The sequence below is a fragment of the Streptomyces venezuelae genome, from assembly GCF_008642375.1.
Lineage (GTDB): Bacteria > Actinomycetota > Actinomycetes > Streptomycetales > Streptomycetaceae > Streptomyces > Streptomyces venezuelae_G.
In genome coordinates this window covers 5,051,249-5,065,321 of sequence record NZ_CP029194.1, presented here as the reverse complement: position 1 = coordinate 5,065,321, position 14,073 = coordinate 5,051,249, and the positions used below count along the sequence as shown (strand labels likewise).

12 protein-coding genes are annotated in these 14,073 nt (G+C 72.2%); 5 read left to right on the top strand and 7 right to left on the bottom strand.

Translation table 11 applies throughout. The annotated features are described in order from the left end of the window. Window positions 1-8 precede the first annotated feature (8 nt). On the bottom strand, window positions 9-1,556 hold the full coding sequence (locus DEJ46_RS23385) for an MFS transporter (protein ID WP_150269333.1): 1,548 nt from the start codon (window positions 1,554-1,556) through the stop codon (window positions 9-11). Window positions 1,557-1,618: 62 nt separating this feature from the next. Between DEJ46_RS23385 and DEJ46_RS23380 the strand changes: the two genes are divergently transcribed. Beyond that, window positions 1,619-2,578 carry a helix-turn-helix transcriptional regulator gene (locus DEJ46_RS23380; RefSeq protein ID WP_150269331.1) on the top strand — a complete coding sequence of 320 codons (960 nt, stop codon included), beginning with the start codon at window positions 1,619-1,621 and terminating at the stop codon, window positions 2,576-2,578. An 84-nt stretch (window positions 2,579-2,662) separates the two neighbouring features. Here the strand turns inward: DEJ46_RS23380 and DEJ46_RS23375 are convergent, their stop codons facing one another. Then, window positions 2,663-3,664, bottom strand: a complete 1,002-nt coding sequence (locus DEJ46_RS23375; protein ID WP_150269329.1) for an RNA polymerase sigma factor RpoD/SigA — start codon at window positions 3,662-3,664, stop codon at window positions 2,663-2,665. A 444-nt stretch (window positions 3,665-4,108) separates the two neighbouring features. Between DEJ46_RS23375 and DEJ46_RS23370 the strand changes: the two genes are divergently transcribed. Further along, on the top strand, window positions 4,109-5,140 hold the full coding sequence (locus DEJ46_RS23370) for a questin oxidase family protein (protein WP_150269327.1): 1,032 nt from the start codon (window positions 4,109-4,111) through the stop codon (window positions 5,138-5,140). A 10-nt stretch (window positions 5,141-5,150) separates the two neighbouring features. Here the strand turns inward: DEJ46_RS23370 and DEJ46_RS23365 are convergent, their stop codons facing one another. Next, the gene (locus DEJ46_RS23365; protein WP_150274697.1) at window positions 5,151-5,939 is read right to left on the bottom strand and encodes a dioxygenase; all 789 of its coding nucleotides are present in this window, start codon (window positions 5,937-5,939) and stop codon (window positions 5,151-5,153) included. 95 nt (window positions 5,940-6,034) lie between these two features. Between DEJ46_RS23365 and DEJ46_RS23360 the strand changes: the two genes are divergently transcribed. Next, the gene (locus tag DEJ46_RS23360; RefSeq protein WP_150269326.1) at window positions 6,035-6,541 is read left to right on the top strand and encodes a MarR family winged helix-turn-helix transcriptional regulator; all 507 of its coding nucleotides are present in this window, start codon (window positions 6,035-6,037) and stop codon (window positions 6,539-6,541) included. Between the two features lie 49 nt (window positions 6,542-6,590). On the opposite strand, the gene DEJ46_RS23355 is transcribed toward DEJ46_RS23360, so the two are convergent. Further along, window positions 6,591-8,120: an MFS transporter gene (locus DEJ46_RS23355; protein WP_150269324.1), complete on the bottom strand. Its 1,530-nt coding sequence runs from the start codon at window positions 8,118-8,120 to the stop codon at window positions 6,591-6,593. 132 nt (window positions 8,121-8,252) lie between these two features. Then, complete coding sequence (locus DEJ46_RS23350) at window positions 8,253-8,918, bottom strand: TetR/AcrR family transcriptional regulator (RefSeq protein ID WP_150269323.1); 666 nt, start codon at window positions 8,916-8,918, stop codon at window positions 8,253-8,255. Between the two features lie 264 nt (window positions 8,919-9,182). On the opposite strand from DEJ46_RS23350, the gene DEJ46_RS23345 reads away from it, so the two are divergent. Beyond that, window positions 9,183-10,454, top strand: a complete 1,272-nt coding sequence (locus DEJ46_RS23345) for a M6 family metalloprotease domain-containing protein (RefSeq protein ID WP_150269321.1) — start codon at window positions 9,183-9,185, stop codon at window positions 10,452-10,454. Here the strand turns inward: DEJ46_RS23345 and DEJ46_RS23340 are convergent. Then, window positions 10,441-12,069, bottom strand: coding sequence for a class I adenylate-forming enzyme family protein (locus tag DEJ46_RS23340; RefSeq protein ID WP_223834995.1), 1,629 nt, complete (start codon window positions 12,067-12,069; stop codon window positions 10,441-10,443). The two genes, DEJ46_RS23345 and DEJ46_RS23340, sit on opposite strands and share 14 nt — an antisense overlap. A gap of 292 nt (window positions 12,070-12,361) precedes the next feature. On the opposite strand from DEJ46_RS23340, the gene DEJ46_RS23335 reads away from it, so the two are divergent. Next, window positions 12,362-13,354, top strand: coding sequence for a helix-turn-helix transcriptional regulator (locus DEJ46_RS23335; RefSeq protein ID WP_411757777.1), 993 nt, complete (start codon window positions 12,362-12,364; stop codon window positions 13,352-13,354). A gap of 72 nt (window positions 13,355-13,426) precedes the next feature. Here DEJ46_RS23335 and DEJ46_RS23330 read toward each other — a convergent pair whose 3' ends face one another. Then, window positions 13,427-14,071 (bottom strand): GOLPH3/VPS74 family protein, encoded by a 645-nt coding sequence (locus DEJ46_RS23330; RefSeq protein WP_190622845.1) that lies wholly within the window; start codon window positions 14,069-14,071, stop codon window positions 13,427-13,429. Between the last annotated feature and the right edge of the window lie 2 nt (window positions 14,072-14,073).

Genomic DNA, 14,073 nt, shown 5'->3' with positions numbered 1-14,073 from the left:
GCGGCGGCTCAGTGCGTCAGCACCGGCTCCTTCTCGACGCTCCCCGGAGCCTCGTCGTCGCCCTCGTCACCGGCGTCGCCGCCCTCCAGGTGCTGCTTCGGCTTCGCCGGGAGCGCGAACATCACCAGGAAGATCGCGGCGAGCACGCCCGCCGCCCAGCCGAGCGAGTTCTGGAAGGCGTCCGTGAAGGCCGCCCCCACCTCGGTCGGGGCCTGCTCCAGGTTCCGGCCGTCGATGACGCCGAAGAAGACGACCGACACGAGGCCGAGGCCGAGCGCGTTGCCCATCTGGCCCGTCGTGTTGATCAGGCCCGAGGCCGAGCCCGCGTGCTCCCTCGGCACCTCCGACAGGACCGCGTCCGTCAGCGGCGCCACGATCAGGCCCATGCCCAGACCCATGACCACCAGCGGCGCGATCATCTGCCAGGGCTCGATCCCGTTCCCGTAGCGGCCCGCCACGAGGGAGTAGAGGAGGATGCCCGCGATCATCGTGAGCGCGCCCGCCTGGAGCACCTTGCGCCCGAAGCGCGGCACCAGCTTCTGCACCGAGAGGCCGGCGGCCAGGGAGACCGCGATCGAGAACGGCACGCCGGTGACGCCCGCCTTCAGCGGGGTCCAGCCGAGCCCGACCTGCATGTACATCGTCCAGACCAGGAAGAAGATGCCGAGCACGATGCCGAAGGTCAGCTGGACGGCGATACCGGCGGCGAAGCTCTTCACCTTGAACAGCGGCAGCTCGACGAGCGGCGATCCGTCCTTCCGTGTCTTGTACTTCTCGTAGAAGACGAAGGCCGCGAAGACGAACAGGCTGGCGACCATCATCACGTGGCCCCACAGCGGCCAGTCGAGCTCACGGCCGCGCGTCAGCGGGTAGATCAGCATCAGCAGCGCCGCCGTCGCCAGGAGCATGCCGACGATGTCGAGCCGGAGCGCCTTCGGCGCCTTCGACTCGGAGATGAACTTCCGGCCCAGGATCAGGCCCGCGATGCCGACCGGCAGGTTGATCAGGAAGATCGGGCGCCACTCGAGACCGGCGATGTTCCACTGCGTGAGCAGCGCGCCGAGCAGCGGGCCCGAGACGGCGCCGAGGCCGATGATCGCGCCGAACATCCCGAAGACCTTGCCTCGCTCGTGCGCCGGGAAGGTGACGTGGATGATCGAGAGGACCTGCGGGACCATCATCGCCGCCGCCGCGCCCTGGAGGAGGCGGGAGGCGACCAGCATCTCCGAGTTTGCGGCGAAGCCGCAGAGCGCCGAGGCGACCGTGAAGCCGGCGGTCCCGAGGAGGAAGAGCCGCTTGCGGCCGTAGATGTCACCGAGCCGGCCGCCGGTGATCAGCCCGGCCGCGAAGGCGAGCGCGTAACCGGCGGTGATCCACTGGATGGCCCCGAAGGAGGCGCCGAGGTCCCGCTCGATGCTGGGGATCGCGATGTTGACGATCGTGGCGTCGACCAGATCCATGAAGGCGGCCGTCATCACGATGGCGAGGGCGATCCACCGCCTCTTGTCACTCGTGTCCGTGGGGGCCGCATCCGTGACGGCTTCGTGTGAACTCATATGAAGAAGATAGAAGTCATCTAGGTCAAATGATGTCCTAGATGGGCCTCATTCTGGGAGACATGACAGATACCCCGGTTCGACTCCTGAATCTGCTGTCGCTCCTCCAGACCCCGCGCGAGTGGCCCGGCAGTGAGCTCGCCGAACGGCTCTCGGTCTCTGCGCGCACCATCCGCAGGGACATCGACAGGCTCCGTGACCTCGGCTATCCGGTCGAGGCGACCCTCGGCGCGGTCGGCGGCTACCGCCTCGTCGCCGGTACGGCGATGCCGCCGCTCCTCCTCGACGACGAGGAGGCCGTCGCGATCGCCGTCGGCCTGCGCGCCGGCGCCGGGCACGCCATCGAGGGCATCGAGGAGGCCTCCGTACGGGCCCTGGCGAAGCTGGAGCAGGTCCTGCCCGCACGGCTCCGCCACCGGGTCTCGACCCTCCAGAACGCGACGCTGCCGCTGACCAGGGGCGACGGCGCCACGGTCGCGCCCGCCACCCTGACGGCCCTCGCGGGCACGGTCACGGGGCGCGAGAAGCTGCGCTTCGGCTACCGGGCGGGCGACGGCGTCGAGTCGAAGCGGCTGGTCGAGCCGTACCGGCTGGTCTCGACCGGGCGCCGCTGGTACCTCGTCGCGTACGACCTGGGGCGCGAGGACTGGCGGACCTTCCGGGTCGACCGGGTGAGCGACCCGCTCGCGACGGGCGCCCGCTTCACCCCGCGCGAGCTGCCGGCCGGCGACGCGGCCGAGCTCCTGGTCCGCACCATGTCCCGGGCCAAGACCGAGCTGGAGCTCGACGTCAGCTTCGAGGCCCCGGCGGACTTCGTGACGGCGCGGCTCCCGTCCCACCTGGTCCCGACGGCGACGGGCCCGACGGCCTGCCGCCTCCGCGCCCGCTCCACCGACTCCGTCGAGTGGCTGGCGCTCCGCCTGGCCCTGGTGGACGCCCCCTTCACGATCCACGGCCCGCCGGCCCTCCACGGCTACGTGGACGAGCTGGCGACCCGCCTGGCGGCGTCGACGCGATCGTAGAGGTACCAAGAGGGTGCGGGGCGGGGCGGCCACTTCCGTGGTCGCCCCGCCCCGCACCAGGTCACGCCCATGACCTCTTACGGCTTACGCCACCGCGTCGAAGCCCGTGTCGTGGGCCATCTTCTTCAGTTCCAGAAGGGCGTGCTTCTCGATCTGGCGGATCCGCTCACGCGTCAGACCGTGCTGCTTGCCCACCTCCGTCAGCGTCCGCTCGCGCCCGTCCTCGATCCCGTACCGCATACGGATGATCGACGCCGTGCGGTGGTCGAGCTTGGCGATCAGGTCGTCGAGCTCCTCGCTGCGCAGCAGCGTGAGCACCGACTGCTCGGGCGAGATCGCCGAGGTGTCCTCCAGGAGGTCGCCGAACTGGGTCTCGCCCTCGTCGTCCACCGACATGTTCAGCGAGACCGGGTCGCGCGCCCAGTCCAGGACGTCCGTGACCCGCTCGGGCGTCGAGCCGAGCTCCGTGGCGATCTCGGCGGGCTCGGGCTCCCGGCCGTTCTCCCGGTTGAACTCGCGCTGCACGCGCCGGATGCGGCCCAGCTCCTCCACCAGGTGGACGGGGAGCCGGATCGTCCGGGACTGGTCGGCGATCGACCGGGTGATGGCCTGCCGGATCCACCACGTCGCGTACGTGGAGAACTTGAAGCCCTTCGCGTAGTCGAACTTCTCGACCGCGCGCACCAGGCCCGCGTTCCCCTCCTGGATCAGGTCGAGCAGCGGCAGCCCGCTGCGGGGGTAGCGCCGCGCGACGGCGACCACGAGCCGGAGGTTGGACTTGATGAAGAGGTCCTTGGCCCGCTCGCCCTCGGCGACCAGCGCTTCGAGCTCCTCGCGGGCCGCGCCGCCCGCCTCGCTGTCTATGTCTCCGTCCAGGATCTGCTGGGCGTACACGCCCGCCTCGATCGTCTGGGAGAGCTCGACCTCCTTGGCGGCGTCGAGCAGGGGTGTACGCGCGATCTCGTCGAGGTACATGCCGACCAGGTCGCGGTCGGCGATGTCCCCGCCCACGGCGCGAACGCTGCTGGCCCGGCTCGCCCCGCTCTTGGCGGAGGTCTGACGACGGGCGACGGCACGGGTTGCCATGCGTGCTCCCTTGCTGAGTAGGTCGCGACACCCTCTCGGGTGCCCTGCATCCGACGGAAACAACGACTGGAATCAGGACAGAATTCCCACCCGGCACATGGATTTTCGCGATCATGCAGTATCCTGCGCGACCTTCGCCCCTTCGGGCATGCCGCCGGAACCCACGGAGGCGCAGGTCAGACCGGGCACGGAGGGTGATGCGGCGCCGCTCACGAGGGCTCCGACCACGCTGTCGGTGAGATCGCGATCACATGCGGCGTCATCTCTTCAGACGTCATCGGAGCCGCCGGGGTTGCGCGCACCGCCGACCCGGACCCCGGCCTCCCGGATCCCGGCCCCCGCGGCCCAACCGGATCCCGACCCCCGGCCTACCCGGATCCCGGTCCCGAGGCCTAGGTCCGGAGCCCGTTACGCCCGCCCCCGTCCCGCCCTAGCGTCGCCTGCATGAGCGACAAGAGCGCCGACACGACCGGCACCCTCGACGAGGCTCTCGAACGCCTCCACGCCACCGGCCCCGAACGGGGCGGCTGGCTCTCCAACCACGCCCCGATGGCCGTCGAGGCACTCGTCCGCAACGGCCAGGCCCGGACCGTGCACCGCTGGCTCGACGGATACGCGCCCAAGCTGGAGGAGCTGCCGCCCGCGAACCGCCCGGTCACGGCGGACGACTGGCACGAGGCGCTCGGCGACCCGTCCCGGATCACCGACTGGACGCGCTTCTTCGCGCGGCAGCTCGACGGTCCCGACGCCCGCCCGTGGCGCGAGGTCCTCGCCGAGTGGTGGCTGCGGCTGCTCCCCGGGATCGCGGCCGGGGCGACGCACCCGGCGATCCGCACCGGTCACGCCGTACGGACGCTGCTCACCTCCCCGGAGACGGCGCCCCGCCGCGCCGAGCTGGCGCACGCCCTCGGCTACTGGGCGGCCCGCCACCGGCCGCTGCCGCCGCTGGCCCCGCTGACCGTGGCACCGAGCGCGGCGGCCGCCCTGGACGCCGTGCCGCCCGTCCCTGAGCAGGAGGGCGGGATCCTGTCCCGGCTCGACCAGCTGACGGCGTTCCCGCAGTGGGGCACGGCCCCGGACCCGGAGACGGCGAAGGCGCTGCTCACGGAGCTGGTGGCGGCGGCGACGCACCGGTACGCGACGCACGGCCACGGCGAGCCGATCATGCTGGTCCACGCGGCGACGGCACCGAACGCGGTCCTCCGCGTGCTGCCCGCGCTCCCCCGGGAGCTGTGGGTGCCGAGCCTGACGGCGGCCTGGACGGCGGCGGCCGCGGTGACGGCGGCCTACACCCCGCGGGAGGCCGCCCCGTGCGCGAGGACGACCCTCACCGCCGAGGAGGTCTTCGAGCGGGCGGCGGCGCACGGCGACGACCACACGATCAAGTTCACCGACACCGCGCTCGACGTCGGCGACCCGCTCGCGCTGGCCGCCGCCGTCCGCTCGATCGAGCTGAACCCGCCGTTGCTCCGGTGAGCCCCGCCGGCTAGCCGAACTGCACGGACCGCTTGGCGAGCCCCATCCAGAACCCGTCGATGACGGACCGCTCGGCGTCGAGGTCGCCGGCCGCGTCCGCCGCGCCCATGGTGACGAAGAGGGGGGCGAAGTGCTCCGTACGCGGGTGGGCGAGGCGGCCGGCCGGGGACTTGTGCGCGAAGTCGAGGAGGGCGTCGACGTCCCGCGCCTCCAGGGCGCGGTGCCCCCAGTCGTCGAACTCGGCGGACCAGCCCGGCACGCCGCCGCCGGTGTGGCGGAGGGCGGCGAGGTTGTGGGTGAAGAAGCCGCTGCCGACGATCAGGACGCCCTCGTCGCGCAGCGGGGCGAGCTTGCGCCCGATGTCCATGAGGCGGCGCGGGTCGAGGGTGGGCATGGAGATCTGGAGTACGGGGACGTCGGCGCCCGGGAACATCTCGACGAGCGGCACGTAGGCGCCGTGGTCGAGCCCCCGGTCGGGGATGTCCTGGACGGGCGTGCCGGGCCCCCGGAGCAGCTTGCGGACGGCATCGGCGAGCTCGGGGGCGCCGGGGGCGGCGTACCGGACGCGGTAGTAGTGCTCCGGGAAGCCCCAGAAGTCGTAGACGAGCGGGACCGTCTCGGTGGCGCCGAGGGCGAGCGGCGCCTCCTCCCAGTGGGCGGAGACCATGAGAATGGCCTTGGGGCGCGGGAGGTCCGCGGACCAGGCGGCGAGCTCGCCGGGCCAGACCGGGTCGTCGGCGAGCGGCGGGGCGCCGTGGGAGAGGTAGAGGGCAGGCATCCGTTCGAGCGTGGCGTCCATGACGACGACCTCCGGCATCCGTAGTCCTTGAAACTTCAAGCTCAATGCTTGCAGCGTAAATCTATGTAGTTCAACTTTCAAGAACGAGTCGTACGATGGGACCCATGGGAGACATGACCGAACCGCGCTGGCTCACCGACGAGGAACAGCGCACCTGGCGCGCCTACCTGCACGCCACCACGCTCCTGGAGGATCACCTCGATCGCCAGTTGCAGCGCGACGCCGGGATGCCGCACGTCTACTACGGACTGCTCGTCCAGCTCTCCCAGGCGCCCCGCCGGCGGCTGCGGATGACCGAGCTGGCCAGGAGCGCCAAGATCACCCGCTCCCGGCTCTCGCACGCGATCGCCCGGCTGGAGAAGAGCGACTGGGTGCGCCGCGAGAACTGCCCCTCCGACAAGCGCGGCCAGTTCGCCCGGCTGACGGACGAGGGCATGGAGGTGCTGCGCCGCACCGCGCCCGGCCACGTGGCGGCCGTGCGTCAGGCGATGTTCGACCGGCTCTCCGCCGAACAGATGACGCAGCTCGGCGAGATCATGCGCGTGATGGCCGAGGGCCTCGAACCCTCGGACCCGGACGCGGACCTGCCCTGGCTCCGCTGAGCACGGGGCTCACGGAACCAGGGCAGGTGGCGCCAGGGGTGTACGGGGCTCAGTGGGCGATGACCGGCACCTTCACCTCGTCGTCCGCGCCCGCACCGGAACCGGCGACGACGCCCATGTCCGGCTTCCCCGTGGTGATCAGGGTGAAGGCGATCGCGGCCGAGGCGACCAGGATGCCGACGGCCCACCAGATGGCCGCGGTGTAGCCCTCGACCATGCCCTGGAGCTGGAGCAGCTTCTGGGCGGCCGGGGTGGTCGCGCCCGCCGCGTGGTCGGTCAGGTAGGCGGTGGTCGCCGAGGCGGCGATCGTGTTCAGCAGGGCCGTACCGATGGCGCCGCCGACCTGCTGCGAGGTGTTGACCATCGCGGAGGCCACACCGGCGTCCCGCGGGTCCACGCCGAGCGTCGCGAGCGACATGGCCGGCATGAAGGCCGTACCCATGCCCAGACCGAGCAGCAGCTGCGCGGGCAGGATCAGACCGGCGTACGAGGTGCCGACCTCCAGCTGCGTGAGCAGCAGCATGCCGAGACCGGCGGTCAGGAAGCCCGGGGCCATGAGCATGCGCGGCGGGACGCGGGTCATCAGCCGCGTACCGATCTGCGTGGAGCCGATGATCATGCCCGCGATCATCGGGAGGAACGCGAAGCCCGTCATGACCGGCGAGTAGCCCTTCACGACCTGGAGGTAGTAGGTCAGGAAGAGGAAGAGGCCGAACATCGCGATGACGGCGAGACCCAGCGAGAGGTAGACACCGCCGCGGTTGCGGTCGGTCAGGACGCGCAGGGGCAGCAGCGGGGACTTCACCTTCGCCTCGGTGAGGACGAAGGCGAGGAGCAGCACGGCGGAGCCGACGAACATGCCGATGGTGCCGGCGTCGCTCCAGCCCTCGGACTCGGCGCGGGTGAAGCCGTACACGAGCGCGACCAGACCCAGGGTGGACAGGATCACGCCGGGGATGTCGAGCGTGGAGCGGTTGCGGCCGCCCGCGGGCTCACGGATGACCAGGTACGCGCCGACGGCGGCGACGATCGCGAACGGGATGTTGACGAAGAACGTCCAGCGCCAGTTCAGGTACTCGGTGAGGACGCCGCCGAGGATCAGGCCCACGGCGCCGCCGCCACCGGCGATCGCGCCGTAGATGCCGAAGGCCTTGGCGCGCTCCTTGGCGTCGGTGAAGGTCACGGCGAGCAGCGAGAGCGCGGCGGGTGCGAGGAGCGCGCCGAAGGCGCCCTGGAGCGCGCGGGCACCGAGCATCATCGCCTCGCCGGTCGCGGCACCGCCGAGGGCGGAGGCGGCGGCGAAGCCGATCAGTCCGACGACGAAGGTCCGCTTGCGGCCCCACAGGTCGGCGATGCGGCCGCCGAAGAGGAGGAGACCGCCGAAGGCGAGGGCGTAGGCGGTGATGACCCACTGCCGGTTGCCGTCCGAGATCCCGAGGTCCTGCTGCGCGGAGGGCAGCGCGATGTTCACGATCGTCGCGTCGAGCACGACCATCAGCTGGGCGAGGGCGATGAAGACGAGCGCTTTCCAGCGGCCGGGGTCGGCCTGGCTCTCGGGGCTCACGGGGATTTGGGACATGGGGGTAGCCACCTCTTGGCGCGTACAGGTGAAAAAAGGACGTAAGGACGTACGGGACGAGGTACGTGAGGACGTACCCGACGACGTACGGAAAGGGAACCGCCGGGGGCGGGGGGCGCTAGGCGGCGGTCATCACGACCGCCGGCAGGAGTCGCGTCTCAGGTCCTCCAGCGTCGCGGCCGTTCCCGGCAGCTCGGAGCGCGCGGGCGCCTCCAGGCCGTCGAGGAACAACTGCAGGTGACGGTGGACGAACTGATCGAAGTTCACACAGGCCGTGCCGGGCAGCGGACGGGTCAGCTGCGAGACCGCCACCATCAGGTCCCCGACGCCGATGTCGGCGCGGAGCCGGCCGGCGCGCTGCGCCCGCTCGACGAGACCCTGGACGGCCTCCTCCAGGCGCTCGCGCTCGACGGTCAGGTCGGGGTGGTCCTTGTCGAAGGCCCCGTCGAGCATCGGGCACAGGGCGCCGATGCGTTCGTCGGCGGCGGCGTGGGTGAAGCGGCGGAGGGCGTCGAAGGTGTCGGCCTCCTCCTCGGCGGCGCGCTCGGCCAGTTCGGTGACGCGGGCCATGAGGGAGAGGACGACCTCGCGGACGAGGTCGAGGCGCTCGGGGAAGTTGCGGTAGAGCGTGGCGTTCCCGACGCCGGCGCGACGCGCCACCTCGTCGTACGGCACCTGGGGGCCGAACTCGACGAACATCTCGCGGGCCGCCGTCACGATCCGCTCGCGGTTGCGCAGGGCATCGGCGCGCGGGCGGGGTACGCGGCGGACGGGCGCGGTGTCCGGGGTGCTGGTCACGCCACAACCTCCTCAAGCGATCCGGGGACGGACTCCCCACTTCGTCGGAACACAGGTGCAAACGGGGAGAGAGCCCCCGCTTATTTCCCGCCCGTCATGTGACCTAGGTCACAACCGACACGCCGTGCGCAATACCGACCCGATCGGTCCACCCGGCGCGCGCCCCCGAGCCACTCGCCACAGGCTGATCGCACGGCACGGATCTCCGGTCTCCCCCGCGGGAGATCCGTGCCGCAGACCTGCCCCCACCGGAGAGGCGCCCGTATGCAGCACCCCCGCCGACGGATACGCAGACCGGCCGCCCTGGCAGCGACCACGGCCCTCTCCCTCGCGCTGCTCGCCTCCGCGAGCACGACGCTCCCCGACCCCGCCCCGGCCTCGGCCGGCCCGGTGGCCGCCGCGCCGAACGGCGCGCAGCTCGGGCCGTGCCGGATCGCGACCACGATGGGCGTGCAGATGTCGGAGGGGCTGCCGACCGCCCCCGGGTACGTGCGCTCCACGGGCCGCGTCAGGGCGCTCACCCTGATGGTCGACTTCCCGGACGCCGTCGGCGAGGGCACCGCGATGAGCCGTTTCCGCGAGTTCTTCCCGCAGACCTCCGACTGGTTCCGCACCAGCTCGTACGGGCGCCTGAAGTACGAGGCCGAGGTCCCCCTGACCGACTGGCTGCGGATGCCCCGGCCGTTCTCCGCGTACGGGATCGAGCGCGGCTCACCCTACGAGCCGGGGTACCGCTCCCTCGTCGAGGACATCGTGAAGGCCGCCGACGCGCAGGTGGACTTCAGCGCGTACGACCTGGTCAACGTCCTCGCCACGCCGAACGCCGGGCCGTCCGCCCTCGACACCGTCCTGTCCGTGACGTTCTCCGGGAACGACGACGCCCCGTACGCCGACGGCGTGCCGCTCGCCAACACGTCCTTCGTCTACAGCCGCCAGGACGACGGCTCCGGCAGCTTCGCCGAGACCGGCTACCGCGTGCTGCCCCACGAGAACGGCCACGTCTTCGGTCTGCCCGACCTCTACACCTCGGACGGCGGTGGCACCGTCGGGCACTGGGACATCATGTCCGAGGACTGGGGAGCCAACAACGACCTGCTCGGCTGGCACAAGTGGAAGCTGGGCTGGCTCGACAACGACCAGGTCAACTGCGCCTCGGGCCCCGGCTCCACCGACTACACCCTCACCCCGCTGGCCGTCACCGGCGGCCCCAAGCTCACCTTCGTCCCGCTCTCCGGCACGTCGGGGTACGCGGTCGAGGTGCGCAGCAAGGAGGGCAACGACGAGGCGGTCTGCGAGGAGGGCGTCCTCGTCTACCGGGTCGAGTCCGACGTGGACACGGGCCACGGCCCGGTGACCGTGTCCGACAGCGACCGCACCAGCGGTGGCTGCACACGCCGCCCGAACGTCCACGCCGAGCTGTCGGACGCCCCGTACCGCCCGGGCGAGACGTTCACCGACCGGGCGAACGGCGTCCGGATCAGCGTCCTCGCCGAGGAGACGGCGGGCGCGTACCGCATCCGCGTCACCCGCAGCTGAAGAGCCCCCGCAGCTCCCTCTTGAGGATCTTCCCGGTCGGGTTCCGCGGCAGCTCCCCCTCCTGTACGAGGACACGGGCGGGCACCTTGAAGGCGGCGAGACGCGCGCCGACGTGGGCGCGCAGCGCCTCCACATCGATGCCGGCCCCGGCCCCGGGCCTCAGTCGCACGACGGCCACGACCTCCTCGCCGAGCACCGGATGCGGAACGCCCAGAACAGCGGCGTCGGCGACGACGGGGTGCTCGTGCAGGACGCTCTCGACCTCGACGCAGTACACGTTCTCGCCGCCCCGGATCACCATGTCGGTGATCCGGTCGACGACGCTGACGCGCCCGTGTTCGTCGACCCGCGCGAGGTCCCCGGTCCGGAACCACCCGTCGTCGGTGAAGGCGGCGCGGGTCGCGGCCTCGTTGCCCCAGTACCCCCGGACGAGCGACTGCCCGCGCAGCCAGAGCTCCCCGACACCGTCCCCGTCGGGCTGCTCGATCCGCACCTCGGTGGTGGGCGAGGGCCGCCCGACGCTCCCCGGGTGCGCCCGGTACTCGGCCCCGACGTTGGACAGGACGCCGCCGCAGGTCTCGGTCAGCCCGTAGCCGTTGCGGGGCTCGACGCGCTCGCCGTACGCGGCGGTGATCCCGGCGACGATCCCGGGCGGCGCGGCGGCGCCCCCGGTGCTGAGGAGGACGAGGCTCTCCATCGGGTCGCCGGTGGTGCGGGCGGCCTCCAGGAGCTGGAGCGCGGTGGTGGGCACTCCCGCGTAGTGGGTGACGCCGTGCCGGCGGATCAGCCCGAGGGCGGCCCCGGCGTCCCACTTCCGCATCATCACCAGGGTCCCGCCGGCGGCCATGACGGCGTAGAAGGAGGTGAAGGCGGCCACATGGAAGAAGGGGAAGGTGGTGAGCGAGACGGGCGCGGGCGCGGTCCCGGGGACCTCCCCGCGGGCGAGGGCCGCGGCGGCGGCGAAGTACCGGGGGTTCATGGCGGCGCCGACCTGCGCGAGGTGGGTGGCGACGGCGCCCTTGGGCCGGCCGGTGGTGCCGGAGGTGTAGATGATGGTGGAGTCGTGCTCGGGAAGGACGTCGACGGCAGGCGGCCCGAGGAACGGATCGCTGTCGGGGACGTACGCGACGAACCCCTCCTCGGCCTCCCCCTGGAAGACGACCCCGGGCACCCCGTGCCGGACGGCCCAGCCGCGCACCCGGGCGACCCGCTCCCCGTCGACGAGCAGCACGCCGGGCGTGCAGTCGTCGAGGGCGTACGTGAACTCGTCCTCGGTCCACCAGGCGTTGAGCGGTACGGCGACGAGCCCGGCGAGCTGGGCGGCCCAGAAGGCGATGTGCCACTCGGGAAGGTTCCGCATGGCGACCACGGCCCGGTCCCCGGGGCGCAGCCCGTACTCCCCGACGAGCCGCCGGGCGAGCCCGCAGGCGGCGTCGAAGAACTCCCGGTAGGTCGTCTCCCCTGTCTCGGAGACGAGAAAGATCCGGTCCCCGTAGGCCCAGACGACCTCGACGAACTCCCGCAGGGTCCGCGGCCCGCCGGCGTACACGCCGTCCTGCACAGCGAAAGGAGCCCCGTCGGCGGTCAGCCGCTCCGCCCCACCCGGCACCACCACGAGACCTCCTGAACAGCTGCCCACCCGGCGCGGCGACGCTATGCGCCCCTGGTCCGGGGGTCAACCCGCGGCCCGGAGGGGTGCGACGGGCCGCGGGCCGACCCCGGGAGCACGCCGTCACCACACCATCCCCACAATTCGCGCAATGTGACGCCCGCCACATCGCGAGGCCTACGGTAGGCGCCGGTTTACTCGGGCATTACTCTCCAAGTCCATCATCCGGACGCGCAGTCACACCGCCTGACCAGCGGAGCGCGAGCGCCGGTGCACGGCAGAGCTCGGGGGGCTCGAGATGGCGGTAACAGGCATGCGCGTATTGGGACTCTCCGAACTGGAAGAGAGCATCTACCGGCACTTCCTGCGGAATCCCGACACGACCGACGGAGACATCCACCTCCTGCTACGGGCCGACCGCGAGGCCGTGGCCACCGCCCAGGAGCGACTGCGCGAGCTCGGCCTGCTGTACGGGACGGACCGGCGGACCGTCTGCCCGACCGATCCGGCGATCGTGGTCGACCGGCTCACCGAGCTCCGTCTGCGCGAACTGCACCAGGAACTGCAGGAGGTCACCCGCTCCCGGCATCTGGTCGCCGAGCTGCGGGACGAGCAGAGCCCGGCACTGGCCTCGCCGCAGTCCGTCGAGCGCATGGAGAACGTGGCGCAGATCCGCAACCGCATCGACGACCTCGCCTTCTTCGCCCGCGAGGAGATCCTTTCCGTCGAGCCGTACACGGTGCTGACGCCCGAGAACATCGCGCATTCGCGCCCGCTGGACCTGCGCTGTCTGAGCCGGGGCGTCCGGATCCGCAGCGTGGTGCTCCAGGAGGCCCTCGCCGATCCGCTGACCGTCGGCTACCTGCGGGAACTCACCGCGAAGGGAGCCCAGATCCGGGTGGCGGAGGACCTCTCGGAGCGCGTCCTCGTCTACGACCGGCGCACCGCCCTGGTCCCGATCGACCCCGAGGACACCTCCCGGGGCGCGCTCGTGGCCCAGGAGACCGGCCTCGTCTCCGGCATCCTCGCCCTCTTCGAGAAGATCTGGTGCCAGGCCACGGACCTGGCGGCGATCACCGAGGACGACGAGGAGTGCGCGGACGGTCTTGCCGAGACCGAGCGGGACGTCCTGAAGTCCATGTGCCACGTCGGCAAGGACGAGATCGGCGCCCGTGACCTGGGCATGTCGGTACGGACCTACCGGCGGCACGTGGCCGACCTCCTGCGCGTCCTGGGCGCGTCGAGCCGCCCGCACGCCGCCCTCCTGGCACGCGAACGCGGCTGGATCTGAGGGCCCGTGGCGCCGGCCGGGCGACGAGACCCGGCCCGCGCCCGTACGTGCGCACCGGGCCCCTCCGCGCCGCTACGAGACGGCCGCGCCCTGGAGGTCCTGGACGGCCCGGCGTACGGCGGCCGACACGGGGGCGGCGTCCTCGGACAGGGCCGTCAGCCGGTCCTTGAGCGCGCGGCGCCGGTCGGCTGACAGCGTCGTGCCCAACTGGCCGCCCGCATGGGCGAGTCCGGCCAGCAGCGCGGCCCGGCCGTCGGCCGCGCCGCCGTCGGCCGCCCGGGCCGTCGGGACCTCGGCCGCGGCGGCCACCGCGGCGCGCACCTCCCGGGCGGCCGCGAGGCCCGCCGGGGTGAGGCCGACGCGTTCCAGCGGGAAGAGGCCGAAGACCCGGCCGCTGCTCCGCTCGAGGAGTCCGTCCTTCTCCAGCCCCCGCAGCACCTCGTGGATCGACGCGCGGCCGTCCTTGCGGACCCAGTGCAGCCACTTCCTGCCGGGCTCCCCCGCGATCCGCTGCCACACCTCCCGGAGCGCGGCGTCCCGCGGAGCCTCACCCACGGCCCCGGCTGCCGTGCCCGCCTCGTCCGTCAGGGCGCCGCCGTCGAGCAGTTCGGCGAGCAGCGCACCCCGCACCGCCGGGGCCAGGGACTGCCGGACGGGAAGCCTGCCGCCCTCCGCGTCGAAGGCGAGCAGGATCATGTCGCCTGCCAGAGTCGTCACAG